19 protein-coding genes are annotated in these 21,406 nt (G+C 70.3%); 9 read left to right on the top strand and 10 right to left on the bottom strand.

What is annotated here, in order from left to right; all coding sequences use genetic code 11:
• Positions 1–77 precede the first annotated feature (77 nt).
• From F8M74_RS21825 to F8M74_RS21795, 7 genes are all read right to left on the bottom strand, one after another.
• Positions 78–3,302, bottom strand: a complete 3,225-nt coding sequence (locus F8M74_RS21825) for an AAA family ATPase (protein ID WP_141253293.1) — start codon at positions 3,300–3,302, stop codon at positions 78–80.
• Entirely contained in the window at positions 3,299–4,552 is a 1,254-nt protein-coding gene (locus tag F8M74_RS21820; RefSeq protein WP_171410322.1) for a DNA repair exonuclease, read from the bottom strand. Before F8M74_RS21820 ends, F8M74_RS21825 begins: the two co-directional genes overlap by 4 nt.
• 228 nt (positions 4,553–4,780) lie before the next feature.
• Positions 4,781–5,107, bottom strand: coding sequence for a hypothetical protein (locus tag F8M74_RS21815; RefSeq protein ID WP_141253295.1), 327 nt, complete (start codon positions 5,105–5,107; stop codon positions 4,781–4,783).
• A gap of 146 nt (positions 5,108–5,253) precedes the next feature.
• Positions 5,254–6,135, bottom strand: coding sequence for a cyclopropane-fatty-acyl-phospholipid synthase family protein (locus F8M74_RS21810; protein WP_141253296.1), 882 nt, complete (start codon positions 6,133–6,135; stop codon positions 5,254–5,256).
• Entirely contained in the window at positions 6,132–6,869 is a 738-nt protein-coding gene (locus tag F8M74_RS21805; protein WP_141253297.1) for a hypothetical protein, read from the bottom strand. The genes F8M74_RS21810 and F8M74_RS21805 overlap by 4 nt, the downstream gene beginning before the upstream one ends.
• Positions 6,866–8,224, bottom strand: a complete 1,359-nt coding sequence (locus F8M74_RS21800) for a sensor histidine kinase KdpD (RefSeq protein ID WP_141253298.1) — start codon at positions 8,222–8,224, stop codon at positions 6,866–6,868. Before F8M74_RS21800 ends, F8M74_RS21805 begins: the two co-directional genes overlap by 4 nt.
• Positions 8,221–8,436 carry a hypothetical protein gene (locus tag F8M74_RS21795; RefSeq protein ID WP_141253299.1) on the bottom strand — a complete coding sequence of 72 codons (216 nt, stop codon included), beginning with the start codon at positions 8,434–8,436 and terminating at the stop codon, positions 8,221–8,223. The genes F8M74_RS21800 and F8M74_RS21795 overlap by 4 nt, the downstream gene beginning before the upstream one ends.
• Before the next feature lie 380 nt (positions 8,437–8,816).
• On the opposite strand from F8M74_RS21795, the gene F8M74_RS21790 reads away from it, so the two are divergent.
• Both F8M74_RS21790 and F8M74_RS21785 read left to right on the top strand, forming a co-directional pair.
• A complete protein-coding gene (locus F8M74_RS21790; protein WP_141253300.1) occupies positions 8,817–9,704 on the top strand; it encodes an EamA family transporter in 888 nt (295 codons plus the stop codon).
• A gap of 88 nt (positions 9,705–9,792) precedes the next feature.
• Positions 9,793–10,455 carry a hypothetical protein gene (locus F8M74_RS21785; protein ID WP_228559257.1) on the top strand — a complete coding sequence of 221 codons (663 nt, stop codon included), beginning with the start codon at positions 9,793–9,795 and terminating at the stop codon, positions 10,453–10,455.
• On the opposite strand, the gene F8M74_RS21780 is transcribed toward F8M74_RS21785, so the two are convergent.
• Complete coding sequence (locus F8M74_RS21780) at positions 10,456–11,196, bottom strand: site-specific DNA-methyltransferase (RefSeq protein ID WP_163884524.1); 741 nt, start codon at positions 11,194–11,196, stop codon at positions 10,456–10,458.
• Positions 11,197–11,325: 129 nt separating this feature from the next.
• On the opposite strand from F8M74_RS21780, the gene F8M74_RS21775 reads away from it, so the two are divergent.
• A complete protein-coding gene (locus F8M74_RS21775; RefSeq protein WP_141253303.1) occupies positions 11,326–12,111 on the top strand; it encodes an alpha/beta fold hydrolase in 786 nt (261 codons plus the stop codon).
• 25 nt (positions 12,112–12,136) lie between these two features.
• Positions 12,137–12,571, top strand: a complete 435-nt coding sequence (locus F8M74_RS21770) for a hypothetical protein (RefSeq protein ID WP_141253304.1) — start codon at positions 12,137–12,139, stop codon at positions 12,569–12,571.
• Positions 12,572–13,978: 1,407 nt separating this feature from the next.
• On the opposite strand, the gene F8M74_RS21765 is transcribed toward F8M74_RS21770, so the two are convergent.
• Both F8M74_RS21765 and F8M74_RS21760 read right to left on the bottom strand, forming a co-directional pair.
• The gene (locus F8M74_RS21765; RefSeq protein ID WP_141253305.1) at positions 13,979–14,674 is read right to left on the bottom strand and encodes a molybdopterin-dependent oxidoreductase; all 696 of its coding nucleotides are present in this window, start codon (positions 14,672–14,674) and stop codon (positions 13,979–13,981) included.
• Positions 14,667–15,326: a cytochrome b/b6 domain-containing protein gene (locus F8M74_RS21760; protein WP_255470779.1), complete on the bottom strand. Its 660-nt coding sequence runs from the start codon at positions 15,324–15,326 to the stop codon at positions 14,667–14,669. The genes F8M74_RS21765 and F8M74_RS21760 overlap by 8 nt, the downstream gene beginning before the upstream one ends.
• Positions 15,327–15,614: 288 nt before the next feature.
• On the opposite strand from F8M74_RS21760, the gene F8M74_RS21755 reads away from it, so the two are divergent.
• The 5 genes from F8M74_RS21755 (at position 15,615) to kdpC (ending at position 21,359) form a co-directional block, all read left to right on the top strand.
• Positions 15,615–16,718 (top strand): porin, encoded by a 1,104-nt coding sequence (locus F8M74_RS21755; RefSeq protein WP_141253307.1) that lies wholly within the window; start codon positions 15,615–15,617, stop codon positions 16,716–16,718.
• Positions 16,719–16,826: 108 nt separating this feature from the next.
• Positions 16,827–16,916, top strand: a complete 90-nt coding sequence (gene kdpF / locus F8M74_RS21750) for a K(+)-transporting ATPase subunit F (RefSeq protein WP_140786629.1) — start codon at positions 16,827–16,829, stop codon at positions 16,914–16,916.
• A gap of 9 nt (positions 16,917–16,925) precedes the next feature.
• Positions 16,926–18,647, top strand: a complete 1,722-nt coding sequence (gene kdpA, locus F8M74_RS21745; RefSeq protein ID WP_141253308.1) for a potassium-transporting ATPase subunit KdpA — start codon at positions 16,926–16,928, stop codon at positions 18,645–18,647.
• Position 18,648: 1 nt separating this feature from the next.
• On the top strand, positions 18,649–20,709 hold the full coding sequence (kdpB, locus tag F8M74_RS21740; protein WP_141253309.1) for a potassium-transporting ATPase subunit KdpB: 2,061 nt from the start codon (positions 18,649–18,651) through the stop codon (positions 20,707–20,709).
• Between the two features lie 14 nt (positions 20,710–20,723).
• The gene (gene kdpC, locus F8M74_RS21735) at positions 20,724–21,359 is read left to right on the top strand and encodes a potassium-transporting ATPase subunit KdpC (RefSeq protein WP_141253310.1); all 636 of its coding nucleotides are present in this window, start codon (positions 20,724–20,726) and stop codon (positions 21,357–21,359) included.
• Positions 21,360–21,406: the final 47 nt, after the last annotated feature.

The raw sequence follows: 21,406 nt of genomic DNA, 5'->3' as shown, positions 1-21,406 counted from the left end.
GGGGGGTCGTCGTCAGGGACGGAGCCTGACGGTATCTCCGATACGTTCCGGGCACGTCATCCTGGCGCTTCGCTGGGCTAGCCCGTCTTCAGCACGGACACGGGCGCGGGCGGTTCGCTCGTGGAAGCGTCCAGTGCCTGCACCCGCGCGCCCTCGGCGGCGAAGACGTCTCGCAGCCAAGGATGGCAGGTGAAGGCGATGACCTGCTGGTGCTCGGAGAGCTTCGCCAGCAGGTGGATGGCGCCTCGCGCCCGCTCCGGGTCGAAGTTCACCAGCACGTCGTCGACGATGAGCGGCAGCGCCCCGCGTGTCTCGCCGAAGTCGCGCACCACCGCCAGCCGGAACGCGAGGTACAACTGCTCGCGCGTCCCTCGGGAGAGCTGCGCCGCGCTCCAATCGCGCTGGCCGTCTCCCACGCGCAGCTCACGCTCCTCTCCCGTGGGAATGAAGACGCGCTGGTAGCGGCCCTGAGTGAGCGCGGCGAAGTGCTCCGAGGCGAGCTGCACCACCCGCGGCTGCTGCTCCTCCTCGAAGCGGCGGCGCGCCCGGGCCAGCAGTGCCAGTGTCAGCCGGTCCGCCGCGTACTGCTTCGCCAACTCGGAGGCCCGTGCGCGCAGGGACTCCTCGACGATGCGGAGCTTCGCCAGCGCGTCGTCGTTCTCCCACTGCTCCAACTGGTGGCTGAGCGCGCCGCGCTCCGTGAGCACCGCCTTCAGCCGGTCCTGGGCCTCCGCCTGTCTGTCGCGCAGGGACTCCAGCTCTACGCGCAGGCCCTGCTCGCCGCCCACGTCGATGAGCGCCTGCCGGGCGAGCGTCTCCGACAGGCCCGTGCGCGCCTCGATGCGGTGTGACAGCTCCCGCGTCCGGCCCGTCAGCTCCACGTAGCGGCGTGCCTGCGCGGCGCGGCGGCGGAAGGTCTCCTCGTCGGCGCTGCCACCTTCGGCCAGCAGCGTCGCCAACGCCGCTTCTTCGTCGTGGCACAGTCCGTCCAGTCGCGCCTTCTCCGCTCGCAGTTCGTGCCGCCGCTCTTCCAGCGTCCTGCGCTCCAGGCTCTGCGCGCGCTCCGCTTCCAGCGCCGCCGCCACCCGCGACGCCAGGGGCTCCATGACACCGGCGTCCAGTTCGCGGGCCTCCGTCGCGCCCGGGATGAGCTCCGCCACCACTGCCTCCGCCCACAGCCGCGACGTCACCAGGGCGCAGACCTGCGCGTCCACCGTGAGCGCGGCTTCCTCCGCGCCTACGTCCAGGAGTCGCTGACGGAGCGCCGCCGCGTCGCGCCACAACGTCAGTGCCGCGGACGCGGCCAACGTGGGAGGGAAGCGCCGCTCGGACAGCAGGGCCGTCAGCTCCGCGCCCAACTGTTCCTGCCGCGACTCCGCTTCGCCCACCGCCTCACTCGCGCGGTGCTCCTCGCGTCGCGCGGCGGTGTGCTCGGCGTGCAGTGTCTCTCGTTCCCGCTGGAGCTGCTCCCGCCGTCCCGCTCGCTCCAGCGCATCCGCCAGCACGGCTTCCCGCGCCGCCATGTCCGCCGCCGTCGCGACCAGGTTGAGTCCGGCCTCGGACGCCGCAGACAGCAACTCACGGTGCAGCAGTTCCTCTCGCGCGGACAGACCCAGCAAGGCCGCGCGCAGCCGCTCCTCTTCCTGCTGCCGCCAGCGCTGGCGCGCGCGTTGTGCCTCCACATCCGCGTCGCGCGCCGTCTCCACACGGCGCCGGGCCAGCTCCAGCACGCCCGTTAGAAGCAAGCCGCCCACGAGGCACAGCGCGCCCACCACGTTGCCCGCCAGCAGCCACGCCGTCACCGCGAGCGCCACCACCACCGCCGCGACCGCTGGCACCCACCACGTGGGCAGCACCGCCGCCGTCGCCTGCGGCTCGCCCTGGGTGCGGACGCTCTCGAATTGCCGGTGCAGCTCGGCCCGCTGCTCCGACAGGCGCTCCATCTCCGCGCGCACGGTGCGCAACCGTCCCAGCCCCGCCTGTTGCTGGCGAATTCGCGACGCCCGTTCCTCCGGCAGCGTCGACAGCTCGGCGTTCACCCGCGCCAGCGCGCCATCCAGCCGCTCGCGCTCCGAGACGGCGCGGGCCCATGCGCCGTCCGCCTCGCGATGCGCGACCTCGGCCGCTCCCAGCCGGAGCGCCAGTTCCTCCAGCGTCACGCGGACGCTCACGCTCAGGTCCAGCGCCAGCAGACCGGGCCCATCCACGGGCAGGCCCAGCTCGCGCAAGGCCAACTCCACTTGCCGCTGCTTCTCCGCCACGGCGGCCCGTCGGGAGGGCAGGGCGCGCAGCAGCGCGGCGCCCTCGGTGTATGCCGCCAAGGCCTGGTTCAGTGCTTCCTCGCGTCCACGGACCCCTGACGGCGCGGACAGCCGCTCCAGCCCGGCCTCCACCGTGGCCAGTCGCTCCGCCAGCCGAGCGCCTTCCGCGCGATAGCTCCGGCGCCGGTGCAGGCCGTCCTCGAGCCGCGACTCACCTGCCTCGGGGAAGGTCTCCAGCGCGGGCAGCGTCGCCAGCTCGGCGCGGGCCTGTGCCAGCGCCGCCACGTCCCCGAGCGCCGCCTCCAGTCGCGTCAGCCGCTCCAGTCCCGTCCCCGTCTCCAGCAGCTCCGCTTCGAGCGTCCGTTGCTCCTCCACCAGCGCGCCCAGCCGCTCCTTCTCCGCGAAGTAGCGCGCGGGCCGGTCTCCCTCCTGCCGCAGCCGTGCCTGGACGTCCTCCAGGGCCTTCAGCGTCTCGTTCAGCGAAGGCTTCACGCCGTTGGGCTTGTAGATGCCCTCGGTACTCTTGCGGAGCTGGTCCATGACCTCCGGCAACCGGCGCGCGCCGCGCATGCTGGCGGCCACCAGGGCCTCGGAGGCGCCTCGCTGTTCGGTGAGCCGCTCGAAGCCGGCCAGTTCATCCAGGCGGAAGGCGAACACGTCGAAGAACAGCTCGCGCGACACGTGGGCCAGCGCGCTCTCCAGCGACTCCTTCGAGAGCTCCTTCCCCTCCGCGTCGCGCACCGACAGCTCGCCCTCCGACGAACGCCGGCTCGCGATGCGGCGCACCAGCAGCGGTCCCGCGTAGGTGGTCAGCGTCAGCTCGCCGCCGAACGCGCCGCCGTGGGCCGGCTCGTAGCGCTCCGGTTGCCCGCGCTTCTCGAAGCCGAACAGCATGCTGCGCAGGAAGGCCAGCAGCGTGCTCTTCCCCGCCTCGTTGGGGCCGTACAGCAGGTGCAGTCCCGGTCCCAGGTCGCGCGTGAGGCCGGAGAAGCGGCCGAAGCCGAGCACGCGCAGCGCGTCGATGCGCAGCCCCGGCTTCATGACGTCTCCTCCTCGTGCAGCGACTCCACGCCGTGCAGCCCGGCCTGCACCACCCACTCCGCGCGAGGCGCCTCCAGCGCGTCCACGCCCAGCCGCTTCAGTCGCTGGCTCAGCGCGCCCAGGGCCTCCTCTTCCCACAACCGCGCCAGTGCCGCCGGGTCCTCCGCGAGGAAGCCCACCTCGTCCAGCAGCGTGCGCGCGAAGCCGCCCGCCGCGCACACCGCCTCCAGGTCCACCTCCGGCCGGCTGCTGTCTCGCAGCGACTCCAGCAGCACCGGTGGGTGACTCCTCGCGAGCTGTTCGCGCAGGTCCACCTCCAGCTGTGCCAGCGCGCCAGGGCGGGCCAGCTCGCGGTGCAGCGGACCTCTTCCGGTGAGGGTGAGTCGCACCGCGTGGCCGTCCAGTTCGGGCGCGCAGCGTGCCTCCACGCCTTCCATCGCCGTGGCCAGCAGTCCGTCCAGCGTGCTGACGCCGGACAACGGCACCTCCAGCTTGTGCCAGCGCACGCCGTCCACGGGGATGAAGCGCCGCCGCATGCCGCCGTCCTCCACCTCCACCAGCATGCAGCCGCGCGGGCCGGTTTCGTTCGCGTGCCGGCCCTGCGGGTTGCCGGGGTACACCGCCACGCCGCCGCCGGGGAGCATATGCTCGGCGCGCGTGTGGACGTGGCCCAGCGCCCAGTAGTCCAGCCCGCGCGAGCCCAGACCCGCGGTGGTGCAGGGCGCGTAGTTGGCGTGGCCCTCCGCGCCGCCCAGGTTGGCATGCAGCAGTCCCACGCTGAAGCCGTCTCCGGTGCGGCGGAAGCGCGCGGAGAGGTCGTCGCGCACCTCCACGTCCGGATAGGAGATGCCCTGCACGCGACACAGTCTCCGGCCCTCGCGCTTCACCTCCACTTCTTCCCAGTCCGGGCCGAACACCTTCACCGACGGCGGAAGCCCCAGCGCGCCGGTGTCTCCGCTCAGCGGGTCATGGTTGCCGTGGACGATGAAGGTGGAGATGCCCGCCGCGTCCAGCCGGCCCAGCTCGCGCCGCAGCGCCAGCCGCGCGCGCACCGAGCGGTCCTTCACGTCGAAGAGGTCTCCGGCGAGCAGCAGGAAGGCCACCCGTTCTCGCAGGCACACCTCCGTGATGCGCGTGAGCGCTCGGAACGTCGAATCCTGGAAGCGTCCCAGGAGCGGCCCCTGGGTCGCGACGCCCCGGAAAGGCGTGTCCAGGTGCAGGTCGGCGGCATGAACGAACTTGAAGGGCATGGCGCGCCGCACAACGTACCCGATGCGGGCGGGTGACCCGACATTCCGGCCCGGACGCACGGTCGCTGGCCGACAGCGACCCCTCCCTTTGTGCCCGGGTGGCGTCGACTCGCCGCCAGAACGGGTGTGACGGGTAGGACAGAGCCGAAGGCCCAGAAGCGGAGCGGGGCCCGGGAGCATCCCGGACCCCGTGGGGTGCTTGCTCGCGGCGGGTCGCGAGCAGGCGGGCTACTGCTGACCTTCGGGGCTGTGCGTCCCGGTGTCCTGGGTGTTGTGGTCGTTCATCATCCCGGAGCCACCGGTGCCGGCGTCCTCGTTCATCATCCCAGAGCCGCCCGTGCCGGCGTCGTAGCCCTGCATCTCCTGGCCGGAGCCACCGGTGCCGCCGGTGCCGTCGCTGGGGCGCGGCTGGGTGCCCTGGCCGCTACCGCCGGTGCCCTCCATGCCCGGGGTGGTCGTCGTCCCTTGCTTTTCACGGTTCTGTTCCCTGCATCCCGTAACGGCCATTGCCGCCGCCACCGCACCGAGCACCATCCACCGATTGAAAGCCTGCATCGCGTTTCCTCCCTGAGTAGCGACTGGCCCAAGGCTGGAGGCGACCCTCGCGTGTTGCACCCCGCCCCCTCGACCGTTGCGCATGTCCGCCCATGCTCCGGCCGGGCGGCCAGGGGCCCGCTTCAATCAGGAGGTGGGGCGAGTCCTCAGTCCACCCGCCGGAGTACGAGCAGCCCGTACTCCAGACCGCCGTCCATCAACGCCTGCTGCAGGCGCAGGTGCTCGCGGCTGGATTCGCCGCGGCCGGCCTGAGCGAGCGCACGCAGGGGATGCTGGGAGGGGTGTGCCGACGCGCGCTCATGCACCATCAATTCCAGTGTCAGCGACCAGAAGCCCACCACGCGTGAGGACACGTCGTCGCGTACCTCCAGCTCCAACCCCGCGGCGTGCGCGGCGGACAGGTACTCATCGAGCGAGCCGATGCGCGTGCGCCAATACCGGTCAAAGCCGGGGGCCAGCTCCGGACGGCAGAGGAAGCAGTCGGCGATGGCCAGCACGCCGCCTGGCTTCAGCAGCGTCCGCGTGCGGCGGAACCACTCGGCGCGCGGCAGGTAGCAGGCGCTCTCCACCGCCACCACCGCGTCGAAGGCCGCGCGGCCCGGCACGGAGAGGGCGTCACAGAGGATGGGACGCACGCGCGCGCTCACGCCCGCGGCCTCCGCGAAGCCGCGCACCAGCGCGACATGCGAGGGCACGTTCGTCACCGCCGTCACGTGCGCCTGATGCTCGGTGGCCCAGTAGAGCGCGCCGCCGCCCAGGCCACAGCCGACGTCCACCACCTCGCCGCCGTCTGGGAAGCGGCCCACGGCGCGCGCCAGCTCCACCAGCAGCGCTTCCTGTGCGGAATGGACCGTGTCGCGCAGCACCTCCGAGGGCGCGCCGGGCGGCGGCACCACGTCCACCAGCCCGGAGTGATAGTGCACGCGTGGGCCGGGCCCATAGCGTTGGAGCAGCCGCTCCGTCTTCGCCTCGTAGTACGCGCTCACCTCGTCGCGTCTCCACTCGGGTTGCACGGCTTCGGCTCTCATGACTCCCCCTCTGGCAGCATCGGTTCGATGCGGCGCAGCGCCGCGTCCAGGCAGCGCAGGTCCAGTCGGCGCAGCGCCTGCGCGGCGGCGCGCGCCCAAGCCACCACCGCGTGCCGGTCCGCCCCGGGCATGCTGGTGAAGCGCACATCCCGCGTGCGGATGTCCTCCGCCACGTGCGCGGCCACGCCCAGCGCCCGGCCCGCCGCCGCCGCGCGGGGCTCCAGCACCGTGCCCGCCCACAACACGCGCAGGTACGCGGCCCACTGCTGGCCGGCGATGCCCTCCGCCACCTGGCGGAACAACGGCGCGGTCCAGTCGTTGGCGCGCACCTCCAGCGCCTGCGGGCCGGCGGCCACCGCCAGGGTGCGGACCGCTTCTTCCAGCACCGGGCCCGGCAGCTGCGCCTGCGCGCCGCACAGCGTGGCGAAGGCCAGGTTCTGGAGGATGAACTGCACGCACGGCCCCACTCGGATGGGTGGGTCGTGGTACGTGCACTCGCCGTCGATGAGGTCGTCGGCGAGGTTGCCCGCGCTGAAGCTGAGGAAGAGCCCGGCGCCGCGCGCCATCAGGGCCTCGCGCGGTAGGCCGGCCTCCGCGCCCGCCTCGTAGAAGAGGGACAGGGGGCCCGGCTGCGCCGCCTCCAGCGCCGCGAGCACGTCCCGCTCCGACACCTCCGGCAAGTCCAGCCGGCGAAGCGCGCGCAGCGACTCCTGGTACAGGGCTCCGCCGCTCATCGGTACTCCCTGGGAAGGACCATGCGGAGCACGGCGCCGCCCCCTGCCGCGTTCTGCCGGTGCAGCATGCCGCCGCTGGCGCGCAGCAGGCACTCGCTGGTGTAGAGGCCCAGGCCCGTCGCGTGGGACTTGCTGGTGTACAGCGCCTCGGCGGGGCGGACGAGCTGGCCGGGCGGGAAGCCGGGGCCATCATCCGTGATGGTGACCTCCAGGCGCCCGCTGAGCGACTCCACGCGCGCATGGATGTGGACCCGCGCCGCGCCTTCCTCGCCGTTGCCCTCGCAGGCGTTGAGCACCAGGTTCTCCACCACGCGGCGCAGCGTGGGTACGCCGCCGCGCATCAGGGCGCGCAGGGGCGGGGAGGGCTGCTCCACCTCCACCTGGATGTCCACGTCCGGGAAGCGCAGGCCCACGCTGGCCTGCACCGAGTCCAGCACCGGCGCCAGCTCCACGGGCTCCGGCTCCATGCCGGCATGGCGACGCCCCTTGTTGCGGGCGTCCATCATCATGTCCCGTATCTGCGTCAGGTTGTCGTTGAGCTGCCGGAGCAGGTCGTCGAACTCGGTGCGGCCGGGGCCCGGGCGGTGCGCGCCCACCACGGCCAGCATGTCCGCCGCGCTGCCCGCCGCCATGAGCGCGTTGTCGATGTCGTGGTGGTAGCCCAGGATTTCCGACAGCGCCTGCGACAGGCGGCCCACGTCGCGCTCCTGCTGCTCCAGCAGTTGCGCGTGCACGGCGGCGCGCAGGCGCTCCGCGTCCGCGCGGGCCCGGTCATGCTGCACGGCGAAGGTCCCCAGGTAGAGCTGGGCGGTGAGCGCCGCGGGGCCGATGACGCCGAAGAGGGCCAGGTGTTCGTCGCTGCCGCGCAGGGGCAGGGCCAGCGCCAGCGCCAGCGCGGTGCCCAGGGCCAGGAAGGGCTGGCGCGGCGTCACCCGGTGCAGCCGGCCATGGAAGGCGGTGGCGAAGAGGAACAGCGAGGCGATGACGGCGGCCCCTGGCGGCGCCGACAGCGCCATCAGCGCGGCCACGAAGAAGTGCATCGCCGCCACGCTGAAGATGAGCCACACCCAGCCCCAGGGCTCGATGCGGCGGCGCCGCCGGTGGACGAGCGAGAACAGGACGCCGCTGGTCAACATGGGCACGGCGCACAGCAGCGCGGTGCCGAAGTGGATGCCGAAGAAGCTCCGCGCGCCGGGGGCCCAGGCCGTCACGGCCAGCAGGCTCGGCACGAAGGCGCATAGCGCGAGCCACGCGCCCAGGCCCGAGGCGGCCAGCACCTCCGCGGCATCCTGGGCGCGCGTCCACCGCCGGAACGAGGACAGGAGGGCCTGTCGCCCGGCGGAGCGCGGACTCATACGGTGGCGGACAGGATGTCACCCGCCGTACCCAGGCTGGACGACTCCTCGGTGGCGCGTTCGGCCCGGAGGTTCAGTTCGTTGACGATGTCCGCATTGCCGCGCTGGAGCAGTTGCACCGACACCTCGCCGCCTGCGAGTACGTGGTGGAGGGCCTCCAGCACGGGCCGCAGTGCGGGGTTGAGCGCGCGCGCACCCAGCGGGCCCTCCATCGCGCCCAGCTCATTGCAGCGCGCCAGGTAGTCTGACAGCGCGCTGTCACGGACGGTGTCGCCGCGCGAGCTGCCGTGCTCTGGCCTGTCCGCACGGTTTCGAGGCCGTGGTGTCGTGGGCGCGCCCGTGCGGGCATCCCAGCGCGGTGGGCATTCTCGTCGCGTGCGAAGTGGATGGAACCGGATTTCTCGGACTCTTGGCGTCATGCTGGCTCCCCCCCGGGGCCCGGCACAGTCGTTTCACCCCCGAGCAAAGCGAAGGCTCCCCCGCGCCGTCAAACTCCCGGCCAGGCGAGTGTTGTCCAGCGTGTTCTCTTCACCCTTCAGGGCAGGCGGGTGATACGGGATGGACAGAGGGCGCGGTGGAAGAGGTGCGCGGAATGTCTCGAGTCTTGACGAAGCCGGGGCCGGTTACGGTGGCGGTCCTGACGTTGCTCGTCGCGATGACCTCCATCCAGACGGGCGCTTCGCTGGCCAAACAAGTCTTCCCCGTGCTGGGCGCGGCGGGGGCCACGGCGCTTCGCGTGTTCTTCGCGGCGCTCATCCTGGCGGCGGTGTTCCGGCCCTGGCGGCAGCGGCTCACCCGCAAGGACTTGCGGGCCGTGGCCATCTACGGCGCGGCGCTGGGCGGGATGAACCTGACCTTCTACCTGGCGCTGGAGCGCATCCCGCTGGGCATCGCCGTCGCCATCGAGTTCACCGGGCCGCTCGCCCTGGCCATCTTCTCCACGCGCCGGGCGCTCGACTTCGTGTGGGCGCTGCTGGCCGTGGCAGGCATCCTGCTGATTCTGCCGCTGTCGGAGACGTCGCGGTCGCTGGACTGGATGGGCGTCTTCTGGGCGCTGGTGGCCGCCACCTGCTGGGCGCTGTACATCCTCTTCGGTCAGCGGGCCGGAGGCACCGTCCACGGCGGCACGGCGGCGTCGCTGGGGATGTGCGTCGCGGCGCTGCTCGTCATGCCCTTCGGGGTCGCGCACGCCGGCATGAAGTTGCTGGACGTGTCGCTGCTGCCCATCATCCTGTGCGTGGCCGTGCTGTCGAGCGCGCTGCCGTACTCGCTGGAGATGTATGCCCTCAAGGCGCTCCCCACGCGCACGTTCGGCATCCTGATGAGCCTGGAGCCGGCGCTGGCCGCCGTGTCCGGGTTGCTGCTGCTGAAGGAGCGGCTGTCGCTGGTGCAATGGGCGGCCATCGGCTGCATCATCCTGGCGTCCGTGGGCAGCTCCGCGACGTCTCGCAAGCCCGTTGAAGCCGCCGCCGCGAGCTGACCGGCAGGGGGCGTCGATGCCGTTCTCCGGGGTCGGGCCCGTCTTCGGGCTCGCAATGGGGCCCGGCGCCGGGCTAGAGGACGGCCTCATGCGTGACCGAATCCAGGCCGTGCTCCGCCAGCTTGCCCAGTCGCCCGACATGGAGGCGCGCTGGCTCCACACCCTGTCCCTGATGGAGTTCATCGGCGCGCGGAAGATTTCGCGCACCGTGGCGGACCGGCACCCGACGCTGGAGGTGCTGGGGCATCTGGCCGACGAGACGCGCCACGCCTTCGCCTTCAAGCGCCTGTCCGCCGAGGTCGCCGGCGCGGAAATCACCACGTTCCTCTGCCCGGAGGCCGCGGGCCGCTACTTCCAGGCGCTGGACCACGAGCTGGCCACCTGGGCGACGTCCTTCACGGGCGCGCCGGATGTCTATCTGCACTACCTGCTCACGACGACGGCCATCGAACGGCGCGCCATGGTGCTGTACCCGCTCTACAAGGCCGCGACCCGCCAGCCGGCCGTGCGCGAGGAGTTGGGGCGCGTCGTCACCGAGGAGCAGAGCCACCGGCGCACCATCGAGGACGCGTGTGTCGAGCGCCTCACCGCCGTGGGCGCCACGCTGGATGCCGCGCTGGCGCTGGAAGAGCGGCTCTTCGCTGCCTTCATCGGTGAGTTGGAGGCCATCGTGGCGCGGGAGTCGGGCGCCCAGGCTGCCTTCGTTCCGGCGCCCGGCGAGGACGTCGCGACGCGGTCGCCGCAAGGGTGACTACAGCGCGTCGTCGTCGCTCGCAGGCGCGCCCGTGCCATGGGCGCCCGACAGGACAAGCGTGCCGTCCATCAGCTCCGCGCGCAGGTTGCGGGCCTTGCGCGCCCGCTTGCGGCTGAGCTCCACGCCCACCGCGTCCAGACCCAGCGCGTTGGCCACGGCCAGCACGGTGCCGTGGCCACAGAAGGGGTCCACGACCGTGCGCGTGCGGGTGTGCTCCAGGATGAAGCGGCACGCGATGAGGCACGCCTCCACGCCCATGCCGCGCGTCCACGTCACCTCGCCCGCTTCGGGCAGGACGTCCGGCGTGGACTTCGCCATGTCCACGCGGACGCCGCGCGAGAAGCACAGCATGTGGGAGTACGCGGGCCGGCCGAACGTCACCGTCCCGGGCGGCCGCCGGCACACCACCTTGTGCCAGAGCAGGTCGACGCCCACCTCCTCCGCGGCGCGAGCCACCAGGTAGCCCTTGTCCACCCAGGTGCCCTCTTCCTTCACGTCCGTCTGGTAGAAGATGGCCACGCCTTCGGGCGGCACGCGCGCGAGGATGAGCGCCGCGGCGCGGATGAACCAGGCCTTCCACTCCGCCAGCGACAGGGACGGGAACTCGGACCAGTCCGGCAGGGACGCGATGGCCGAGCTGCCCTCCAACACCGGCCGCGCCTCCAACCACACGAGTGCGTCTTCGCAGTACACCGTGCGCTTCGCCGCGCCCGTGGCGCCTGCCTGTTCGTCCACCATGTGGGGCTGGAGTCTGCCAGAGCCGCGCGCACTCCGCGTCGGGCTGGTCAACACGCCCAAACCGTGGCTTGCTAGCGCTCCTGTAGATTTCTACAATCCTGTTTTATCTCGTTGAAACGGAGAGACGGAATGCCCACGACTTCAGGGAAAGACGGGACTTCGCTCCACTACCGTGTCGTGGGTGAGGGTCCGCGCACGGTCATCCTGGTCCACGGTTGGATGGTATCAGGCGCGGTCTGGGATGCGCTGGTGGAGCGCCTGGACCTGACGGGGCTGCGGCTGGTGATTCCGGACATGCGGGGTTCCGGTCAGTCGGGCCGGCCGGACGGAGGCTTCAGCCTGGAGTCGCTGGCGCACGACGTGCTGGCCGTGGCGGACGCGGTGGACGCGCGGCGCTTCACGCTGGTGGGGCACAGCATGGGCGGCCAGCTGGCGAAGTGGGTGGCCGCGGAAGTGCCGGCGCGCGTGGAGGGGCTGGTGCTCCTCAACACGGTGCCCGCCGCGGGTCTGCCGCTGCCTCCGGATGCGGCGGGGCTGTTCCGCACGTCGGCGGGGAGCCGCGAGCAGAAGCAGACCATCCTCGGCCTCGCGTGCAAGCAGTTGTCGCCGGAGGCCCTGGAGGCGTTGGTGAAGGACTCGATGGGCGTCAGCCCGGCGGCCATCGAGCACGTCTTCGACGCGTGGACGGCGGGTGGCTTCGCCGACAAGCTGGCCTCGATTACGGCGCCCACGCTGGTGTTGGCCACGGACGACGCCTTCCTGCCGGCGGCCTTCCTGCGGGAGGCGGTGGTGTCGAGGATTCGCGGCGCGCGCCTGTCGTACCTTCCCGGCCCCGGTCATTACCCACAGGTGGAGCGCCCGGCGGAGACGGCGGCGCTGGTGTCCGCCTTCCTCGCCGGCTCCCTGCCGGCCTGAGCGCCCGCTTCGAGGAGGCAGCACGATGGCCTGGAGCATGTCCTTCGAGTACGACGCGCCGAACGACGTCGTCACCGCGTACTTCACCGACTGTGTGTTGGTGAGTGAGGCGGACGTCCTTCGCTGGCGGAAGGAAGTCGAGGAGCACCTTTCCAAGTACCCGCCCAAGGTGGACCTCCTCATCAACCTGGACGGGCTGGTGGTGAAGTTCACCGCCGGCCGTGTCTTCGGCAAGGAGCGGCGCGAGGTGTTGGAGCGCTACACGCACCGCTCGTACCGCTTCGGTGGTGACGAGATGACGCGCATGTTCGTGCTCACCAGCGGCGCCATCAACGGCGCGGCTGTCAATCACTTCACCACCCGCGACGAGGCGCTGGCCGCGCTCCATGCCGAGCGCGAGGCGCTGCGCAAGCGGGGCTTTTCGCCCTTCGGTGGTGGCTTCGTCGGCAGCAAGGTCTGAGCCTTGACGGCCAGGGACGGGAGCCGTCGAAGCGGCCCCCGTCCCCCAGCCTTAAGAGCAGTGCGTCTGAACACACGTCCCGTCGCAGTCGTAGATGCATTGAACGACCGACCGGCAGGTCACCCGCCACACTGCATCGGGGTCCTGGCACGTGCCGTTGCTCCCCGCCCGCAGGCAGCCCCGAGTCTCGAGCGACTGGGAGTAGTAGTAGGTTCCTTCATGGCACATCGCGGGAAAGACGGTGCCTATGCCGCACCACCCTGCCTGATAGGCATACTCGCTTTCGGCGGAGGTGTAGATCGTCTTCCGGCCAGAGGTCCCAGCCTGCGGGTCGCAACCGCGGGTGCACGTGGTTTGATTGAGATAGATGCCATTGCAGAAGCCGGCGCATGCTGAGGAGCAACCCCAGCTCGTCGCCTGCCAGCCGCTCGGGCAATCACCACCACACTGCGAGAACGTTTCGGTATTGGGGGCGCAAGTGACCTGATTGTAGTTGGGGGAGCCGCTACACGAGCCGCCACAGGCGGTCGGATTGCAGAGTTGGCTCGTCACATGATGCCCGGCAGGGCAGGTTGTGCCACAGAGCGTCAATTCCCGCGCGGCTTCGCCAAGTTCAATCTCGTTGTCGGACTCTTGAGGCTCTTCGTCCGTCTGGGGGTTGCATCCCCCGAGTACAAGCATGCCGCAGAGCGCCGCGGTCAGGACCGAGAGTCTCATCATTCCTTGCATGGTCGAACGCCTCTCTCTTGGAGGGTGTGTCTTGGGGTGAAGGCTGCTCGTACCAGTGGTGAGCGCCTGCGTCCATCTGCCTGGTCGGATTTCCGCCCGCGGAAGTGTGTCTGTTGAGACGGCCATGCGCCCGGCGCGCTCAGCAGTCTGTCTTCACGCACTCGCCTTCACAGTTGTAGACGCAGTCGATGCAGACGTCGGTGGGCAGTGTGGTGCACCAGTCCTCGTCGACGGACCGCACTCCGGCCTGCAACTGCTTCCGATTGCCTGGAAGTCACTGGGGCAGGTGTAGCCACACATGGTGAAGGTGCCTGTGTTGACTCCGCAGGTGACCTGATTGCCCCAGGGGCCGCAGGTACCGCCACATTCCGGGACGCAGCTCCATCCGCGCGTATGCCAGCCGCGCGGAGGGCATTCGTAGCCACATTGGGTCATGGTGTCGCTGAGTCCAGCGGCCTGTTCGTCAACGTCCTGCGTCTGGGGGGGGGCATCCGTATATCGTGCATCGCAGCCGCCCAGGACGAGGACGCCGCAAAGGGTTGCCATCAGGAGTGAGTGCGTTTGCGGCTGGCCCATGGTCCTGTCTCTTGATGGGCTTTTTCGTGGTGTTGGCTTTGAAATGCCACAAGTGAATGTCTGGCATCCCTCTGGCTGTCGTTGATGTCGTGGGAGGGTGCCTCACACGCCCGCGAACCACTCGTAGCCGCGGTCCTCCCAGTAGCCTCCGGTGGGCTCGGGCAGGAAGTTCACCTCGGTGAGGTACTTCACCATCTTGTAGCCCAGCTTCACGCCCGAATAGAGGCGCAGCGGCGCGCCGTGTCCAGGCGTCAGCGGTTGGCCGTTCATGCCGTAGGCCAGAATCGTCTGTGGATGGAAGGCGCTGGGCCGGTCCCAGGACGAGTAATAGCCCGCGTCGAACGAGCGCAGCTCCACGTAGCCCGCGCGGGTGTCCGCGCCCACGTGCCGGGCCAGCTCGCTCAGGCGAACGCCATGCCAGGACGCCACCGCGCTCCAGCCTTCCACGCAGTGGTGGCGAATGCGCAGGTCCGTGCGAGGCAGGCGCTGGAGGGCGTCCAGCGTCAGCACGGTGGGGCGCGCCACGAGCCCGCCCACTCGGAGCGCCCATCCCGAGGGCGCGAGCGGCACCGTGTCGGAGATGAAGTATTCGGGGAACTTGCCTGGAGGCGTCGTCTCCTCGGGTGGCAGCTCCGGCGCCAGCCGGCGTTCATCGAACAACACGGCCTGAGCGCGCGCGTTGAAGCGCTCCATGACGCCCAGGAAGCCCTCGTGAGGGCGGCTGCTGTCACACGCGCTGGCCGAGAGTGCGGTGGTGCCCAGCAGCGCCGTGCGCCGCGTGAGGAGGTGTCTAGGCATCCGGTTTCCTTCCGCCCGTCACCATCTCCGCCAGGCTTCGCGGGTGGAGCAGCACCAGGACGATGTGGCCCACGGTGAAGAGGGCGAGCAGCGCCAGGATGACGAGGTGGATGGCGCGCGCCCCGTCGTAGCCACCTAGCAGCGAAGTGAGCGCGCCGAGCTGCACGGGCTTGTAGAGGACCAGCCCGGAGAGCACTGCGAGCAGCCCCAGCGCCAGCGTGCCCGTGTACGCCAGCCGCTGAAGGCCGTTGTAGAGCCCCTGCGCGGGTGCGTGCTTTCGCACGCGCAGGTAGAAGGCGAGCGTGTCCAGGGCGTTGCGTGTATCGCGGCGGGGCAGGAAGAGGCGGCGGCGCCACTCACCGCTAAGGGCGAGGTAGAGCACGTACGCCACGCCGTTGAGCATGAGGAACCACGCGAAGGCGAAGTGCCAGTGACGGGCGCCGGCCAGCCAGTTTCCCAGCCGCATCCATTCGGGCGGAGGGATGCCCTGGAAGGGATACCAGCCGTAGGGCCGGCCCTGTGGCCCGAGCATGGGATAGGCGACAAGTATCTGGAGTCCGCTGGCCGCCATGATGAGCAGCAGCGGTACGTTGAGCCAGTGGGTGACTCGGATGAGCCACGGCTGAGGCCTGCGTCGTTCAGGGGCTTGCACGCGCGGGGAAGAAAGCACCCGGCGTCACGCGGCGTGGGCGCGGCTTTTCCCGCGTTGGTGGACAGCCGTCATTCAGGGCGGGGGCCGCGCACCCTGCGTCGACACGAGGACGGGCCCTGGCCTCGCGGGGCAGGAAGAGGCGCCGGGATTTCAGCTCGCACGATGCGCTTGAGCCCGTTCGTGCAAGTTGCAACCTGGACAATGGCAGCAGGGACACAAGCCCCTGGAATGACAGGGGGGTCGTGAGCCGTGGTCGGGCACGGCGCGTGCTCTTGGGGAGACGCGACCATGCTCGCTTCTCCACTGCCATCCCTGGTGTCCTCCCTGTTGTTGTCCCAGGTCCCCCCGCCGGAGCCGTCTCCTGATGCCGAAGCCCCGGGCCTGCTGTCTCGCCTGGAGGTGGAAGGCGGGGTGGACGTCTACTTCGGCTACAACACCAATCGCCCCGCCGACGGTGCCAGTTTCATCCCTGGCACGGGCACCACCGCCCGGCGGGACAACGAGGTCTCCATCAACCTCGCGTCGCTGGGCGTGTCGCTCGCGCCCGAGCCGGTGGGCTTCAAGGTGCTGCTGGGCTTCGGCACCGGCATCGAGGTGCTGCACCAGGCCGAGCCGGAAGGCCCGGCCATCGGGCCCGAGGTGTGGCGCCATCTCCAGCAGGCCACGGTGTCGTACGCGACGGGGCCCCTGACGTTGGAGGCGGGCGTCTATCCCAGTCACATCGGTCTGGAGTCGTTCCAGTCGAGGCTCAACTGGAACTACACGCGCTCGTGGATGGGCGAGCTGTCGCCCTACTACCAGTCCGGCATCAAGGGCACCTGGGCCTTCGATGACGCGTGGAGCGCGCAGCTCCACCTGCTCAATGGTTGGCAGACGATTGGGGAGAACAACCGCGGCAAGGCGCTGGGCACGCAGGTGGCCTACGCGGGCCCGCGGCTATCCACCGCCCTCAACACCTTCGTGGGGGAAGAAGGTGACGGTGACCTGCGACTCTTCGTGGACGCCGTGGCCACCTGGAAGGTGACGCAGGCCTTCGCGCTGGCCGCCACGGCGGACGTGGGCCGGCAGGCGCGTTCCGGACAGGCCGCGGCCCTGTGGTACGCGGCGGGCCTCAACGCGCGAGTGCAACTCTCCGACATCGTGGCCGTCGCAGCCCGGGTGGAGGCCTATCGCGACGAGGACGGGCTCATCACGGGGGCCGTCCAGACGTTGGGGAGCGGCACCCTCACCCTGGAGTTGAAGCCCGCCGAACACCTGGTCCTCAAGATGGAGGCGCGGCGTGACACCTCCACCGCAGACGTGTTCACCGGCCGCGCCACGGGAGGGGATGGCGCGCCCACGCTCGAGGACTCCGAGACGCTTGGGGTGCTCAGCGCCGTCGCCTGGTTCTGAACGGGAGCCCCATCTCATGGACCTCGTGCTCGTTCTTGTCACCACCGCTTTCTTCGCGCTCGCGTGGGCCTACGTCCACGGCTGCGAGCGCCTGTGAGGCCTTGTCCGATGACTTTCGAATACGCCGCTGGCGCCGTCCTGTCCGTGCTTCTCGGTGCCTACCTCATCTACGCGCTGCTCCGCCCGGAGCGCTTCTAGGCCCCCGCCATGTCCTTCATCGGTTGGTCGCAAATCCTGTTGTTCTTCGCCCTGGTGCTGGCGGTGACGAAGCCGTTGGGGGCCTATCTCTTCCGTGTCCTCGAAGGGGACACCCGTCCGCTGCCGCGCGTGCTGGGCCCCGTGGAGCGCCTGCTGCTGCGCCTGTGTGGCTCGGCGGACCGGCGCGAGCAGACGTGGGTGGCCTACGCGAGCTCGCTGCTGGCGTTCAGCCTCTTCAGCGTCCTCATCGTCTACGGCCTCCAGCGCGCGCAGCACCTGCTGCCGCTCAACCCGCAAGGGCTGGGCGCGGTAGGCCCGGAGCTGGCTTTCAACACCGCCGTCAGCTTCACCGCCAACACCAACTGGCAGTCGTACGCCGGTGAGTCCACGCTCAGCTACTTCACGCAGATGGTGGCGCTGGCGTGGCAGAACTTCGTCTCCGCCGCCGCGGGAATCGGCGTGGCGCTGGCGCTGGCGCGGGGCTTCACCCGCCGGCCCGGTCCGGACGGACAGAAGACGTTGGGCAACTTCTGGGTGGATGTGATGAACGCCACCCTCTACGTGTTGCTGCCGCTGTGTCTGGTCTACGCGCTCTTCCTGGTGTCGCAGGGCGTGCTCCAGAACTTCGCGCCCTATTCGCAGGGGGTGACGCTGGAGGGCGCGAGTCAGACGCTGGCGCAGGGACCGGTGGCCTCGCAGGAGGCCATCAAGACGCTGGGCACCAATGGCGGCGGCTTCTTCAACGCCAACAGCGCGCATCCCTTCGAGAACCCCACGCCCTTCACCAACCTGGTGCAGATGTTGTCCATCTTCGCCATCCCCGCGGCCCTCACGTACACCTATGGGAAGATGGCGGGTGACACCCGGCAAGGCTGGGCCTTGTTCGCGGCGATGTCCGTCCTCTTCCTCGCGGGCGTGGCCGCGGTGTACGCGGCGGAGGCCCAGGCCAACCCGGCGTTGAGCGCCGCGGGGCAGGTGGCGCAGGCGGGAAACATGGAGGGCAAGGAGGTGCGCTACGGCGTCGCGGCCTCCGCGCTCTTCGCCGCTGTCACCACCGCGGCCTCGTGCGGCGCGGTGAACGCGATGCACGACAGCTTCACGCCCCTGGGCGGCCTGGTGCCCATGGTCAACATGCAGCTGGGCGAGGTCGTCTTCGGCGGCGTGGGCGCGGGCCTCTACGGCATCCTCGTCATGGTGGTGCTCAGCGTCTTCATCGCCGGGCTGATGGTGGGCCGCACGCCCGAATACCTCGGCAAGAAAATCGAGGCGCGGGAGATGAAGCTCGCGATGTTGTACGTGCTCGTCTTCCCGCTCTTCACGCTGGGCTTCAGCGGGCTGGCGGCTGTGCTGCCGCAGGGCGTGTCCTCGCTCAACAACGCGGGGCCGCACGGCCTGTCGGAAATCCTCTACGCGTACACCAGCGGCACGGCGAACAACGGCAGCGCCTTCGCGGGCCTCAACGCCAACACGCCCTTCTGGAACGTCACCCTGGGCGTGGCGATGCTCGGCGGGCGCTTCCTGATGATGGTGCCCGCGCTGGCCATCGCCGGCTCCATGGTGGGCAAGAAGGTGGTGCCCGCGGGCCCGGGCACCTTCCCCACGCACGGCGTGCTCTTCACCGGTCTTCTGGTGAGCGTGATTGTCATCGTCGGCGCTCTCACGTTCTTCCCCGCCCTCTCCTTGAGCCCCATCGTCGAGCACTTCCTCGCCGGGGCCGGAAAGCTCTACTGAGATGTCCTCGCCTGCTTCGAAACCGGCGTCGTTGCTGGACGCCTCGCTGCTCAAACCGGCGCTGGTGGACAGTCTGCGCAAGCTCCACCCGCGCGATGTGGCGCGCAACCCCGTCATGTTCGTGGTGTGGGCCGGGAGTCTGCTCACCACGGTGTTGGTGGTGAAGGACGTGGTGTCGCCGCGCCCGGATGCCGCCCCGCTGGGCTTCACCGTGCAGGTGACGCTGTGGCTGTGGTTCACCGTGCTCTTCGCCAACTTCGCGGAGGCCGTGGCGGAGGGCCGCGGCAAGGCCCAGGCTGGCGCCCTGCGGAAGATGCGCAAGGACACCACCGCGCGTCGCTGGAAGGACGGGCGCGAGGAGCGCGTGCCCGCGCCGGACCTGCGCAAGGGTGACGAGGTGATTTGCGAGGCCGGGGACCTCATCCCCGGTGACGGTGAGGTGGTGGAGGGCATTGCCAGCGTGGACGAGTCCGCCATTACCGGCGAGTCCGCGCCCGTCATCCGGGAGTCGGGTGGCGACCGCTCGGCGGTGACGGGCGGAACGAAGGTGCTCTCCGACCGCATCCGCGTGCGCATCTCCGCCAACCCCGGCGACTCCTTCCTGGACCGGATGATTGGCCTGGTGGAAGGCGCGGCCCGGCAGAAGACGCCCAACGAGGTGGCGCTCCACATCCTGCTGGTGGGGCTCACCCTCATCTTCCTGTTGGCGTGCGTGACGCTGGTTCCGCTGGCGCTCTACTCGGGCGTGCCGCTGTCGGGCACTGCGGTGGTGGCGCTGCTGGTGTGCCTCATCCCCACGACGATTGGCGGACTGCTGAGCGCCATTGGCATCGCGGGCATGGACCGGCTGCTGCGCAAGAATGTGCTGGCCATGAGTGGCCGCGCGGTGGAGGCGGCGGGTGACGTGGACACGCTGCTGCTCGACAAGACGGGGACCATTACCCTGGGCAACCGCATGGCCACGGAGTTGCTCCCCATGCCGGGCGTGCGGATGGAGGAGCTGGCCGAGGCCGCGCAGCTCGCCAGTCTGGCGGATGAGACGCCCGAGGGGCGCTCCATCGTCACGCTGGTGAAGGACGCGTACAAGATGCGCCCGCGCGAACTGCAGGCGCACCACGCCACCTTCGTGCCCTTTACCGCGCAGACGCGCATGAGCGGCTGTGACCTGGTGGACCCGAAGCCGCGCAGCATCCGCAAGGGCGCGGTGGACGCCATCGTCACGTACGTCCATTCCCAGGGGGGCACAGCGCCGGAAGAACTGGCACATGCGTCGGGCCGTATCGGCGACGCGGGTGGAACACCGCTGGCGGTCGCGGACGGTGCGCGATTGCTGGGCATCATCCACCTGAAGGACGTGGTGAAGGGCGGCATCAAGGAGCGCTTCGACCGCTTCCGCGCCATGGGCATTCGCACGGTGATGATTACGGGCGACAACCCGCGCACCGCTGCGGCGATTGCACGCGAGGCGGGCGTGGATGACTTCCTGGCCGAGGCCACTCCCGAGGCCAAGCTGGCCCTCATCCGCACCGAGCAGGGCCGCGGCAAGCTGGTGGCCATGACGGGCGACGGCACCAACGATGCGCCCGCGCTGGCCCAGGCGGACGTGGGCGTGGCGATGAACACCGGCACCCAGGCGGCGAAGGAGGCCGGAAACATGGTGGACCTGGACTCCAATCCCACCAAGCTGCTGGAGGTGGTGGAGGTGGGCAAGCAGTTGCTGATGACGCGCGGCACGTTGACGACCTTCTCCATCGCCAACGACGTGGCGAAGTACTTCGCCATCCTCCCGGCGCTCTTCATGGGCGTGTTCCCACAGATTGCGCCGCTCAACGTGATGGGGTTGTCCTCGCCGTTCAGCGCGGTGCTCTCGGCCGTCATCTTCAACGCGCTCATCATCATCCTGCTCATCCCCCTGGCGCTGAAGGGGGTCCGCTACCGCCCGCTGGGCGCCGAGGCCCTGCTGCGGCGCAGCCTGCTGCTGTACGGCGTGGGCGGCGTCATCGTTCCCTTCGTGGGCATCAAGGTCATCGACGTGCTGCTCGGCGCCGTGGGTCTGGCGTGAAAGGACTTATCCCCATGTTCTCCACATTCCTCACGGCCCTGCGCACGTGCGTCGTCACGATGGTGCTCACGGGCCTGCTGTACCCGCTGTCCGTCACCGGGCTGGCGCAGCTCCTCTTTCCGGGGGAGGCCAACGGCTCGTGGGTGAAGGACGGCCGGGGCCGCGTGGTGGGCAGCGCGCTCATTGGCCAGGGCTTCACCCGGGAGGGGTACTTCCATCCGCGTCCTTCCGCCGCTGGCTCGGGCTACGACGGCGCGGCGTCCTCGGGCAGCAACCTGGGGCCCACGTCGCTGAAGCTGAAGGAGCGCGCGGCGGCCGAACTGGAGCGCCTGCGCCGGGAGAATCCGGATGTGGCGGGGCCCGTTCCCGCCGAGTTGGTGACGACGTCCGCGTCCGGGTTGGATCCTCACCTGTCGCCGGAGGCGGCGCGCTGGCAGGCGGCGCGGGTGGCACGGGCCCGCGGCGTGGCGCTGGAGCGGGTGCTGAACGTGGTGGACGCGCTGGTGGAGGGGCGGACCTTCGGCGTGTTGGGTGAGCCGCGCGTCAACGTCCTGCTGTTGAACCTCGCGTTGGACAGGCGCTTCGGGCCGCTTCCGGACGCGGCGCCGGGCGTGGGGGGCGGGGGCTCGCCGGGCCAGGGCGCACCTTGAGCGAGGTGGGGGCACGCGCATTCACCACGTGAGATTTGCCGGGCGCG

Origin of the sequence: Myxococcus sp. CA023 (genome assembly GCF_010998615.1) — a bacterium.
GTDB lineage: Bacteria > Myxococcota > Myxococcia > Myxococcales > Myxococcaceae > Myxococcus.
Note: the sequence above shows the minus strand (reverse complement) of the source record. Positions and strands in the feature narration are given on the sequence as shown.